This is a genomic window from Nonomuraea aridisoli, assembly GCF_003236395.1.
GTDB classification, from domain to species: domain Bacteria; phylum Actinomycetota; class Actinomycetes; order Streptosporangiales; family Streptosporangiaceae; genus Nonomuraea; species Nonomuraea aridisoli.
On the sequence record NZ_POUD01000589.1, the window covers coordinates 1 to 1,037 of the forward strand.

2 protein-coding genes are annotated in these 1,037 nt (G+C 69.5%); both read left to right on the top strand.

Translation table 11 applies throughout. The annotated features are described in order from the left end of the window. The first annotated feature begins 68 nt into the window (after positions 1–68). A complete protein-coding gene (locus C1J01_RS48275) occupies positions 69–695 on the top strand; it encodes a LysE family translocator (protein WP_111185852.1) in 627 nt (208 codons plus the stop codon). A 99-nt stretch (positions 696–794) separates the two neighbouring features. Next, positions 795–1,037, top strand: a 243-nt coding sequence (locus tag C1J01_RS54320) for a hypothetical protein (protein WP_220040501.1), incomplete at its 3' end; no start/stop codon positions are given.

Sequence of the window (1,037 nt, forward strand, 5' to 3'; positions counted from 1 at the left end):
GCACGGGGGCCATCGGCGACGGGGCGGGCGCCGGGAAAAGCCGTTGACGGCGTTTTTAGCATGGCCACATGCCGGATATCTCGACGCTCGTGGTGTTCTGCGCGGCCACGCTCGCGCTGCTCATCGTCCCGGGACCCGCGGTCCTCTACATCGTCACCAGGAGCGTCTCCCAGGGCTCCTCGGCGGGGCTGATCTCGGTGCTCGGCGTCCACGTGGGGTCGGTCGTGCACGTCGCCGCGGCCGCGCTGGGCATCAGCGCGCTGCTCGCGGCCTCGGCCACGGCGTTCACCATCGTCAAGTACGTCGGCGTGGCCTACCTGGTCTGGCTCGGCGTGCGCAAGCTGATGCGGCGGAGCGCGGAGGAGCACGCGGTCGAGCTGCGGGTGCACTCCAAGCGGCGGCTGTTCTGGGAAGGGGTTCTGGTCAACGTCCTCAACCCCAAGACGGCGGTGTTCTTCGTGGCGTTCCTGCCGCAGTTCGCCGACCCCGGCGCCGGGCCGATCGGCCCGCAGATCCTCGTGCTCGGACTGCTGTGGATCGCCCTCGGGATGATCTCCGACGGCACGTACGCGATGCTCTCCTCCGCACTGGCGGGACGGCTGCGCGGGTCGGCCCGCGCACGGCGGCGGCTGGACGTCGGCAGTGGGGTCGTGTACCTGGGCCTGGCGGCCTGGCTCACAACCGAGAAGGCATGACAAGCCGCGAATTTTCCCGCCCATAGTGCGATAGTGGGGAGCACATCAGTCGCTCGTCAGGGGGACGGCACGCCGGGACGTAGCTCATAGGCGGCACCCATGGACACGCCACCACACCTCCTCGGGCTCGAACGGGTCGTCGAGGTCTATTCCGGTCACGACACCGTCGTAGGCGTGACCGGGTCCGGTTATGCGGTCGGCCCGGATCTCGTGCTGACCTCCGGCCACGTGGTGGATCCCGCCGCGCCCTGCCAGGTGCGCGCGTCCGGGTCGGCGCGGTGGGTGGCGGCCGAGGAGGTGTGGCGCTGTCTCTTATGCACATCTGACGCTGCCGATGAACTT

Excerpts from the sequence above, each read along its gene's own strand:
- C1J01_RS48275 (WP_111185852.1), top strand. The coding sequence starts at position 69 with ATGCCGGATATCTCGACGCTCGTGGTGTTCTGCGCGGCCACGCTCGCG.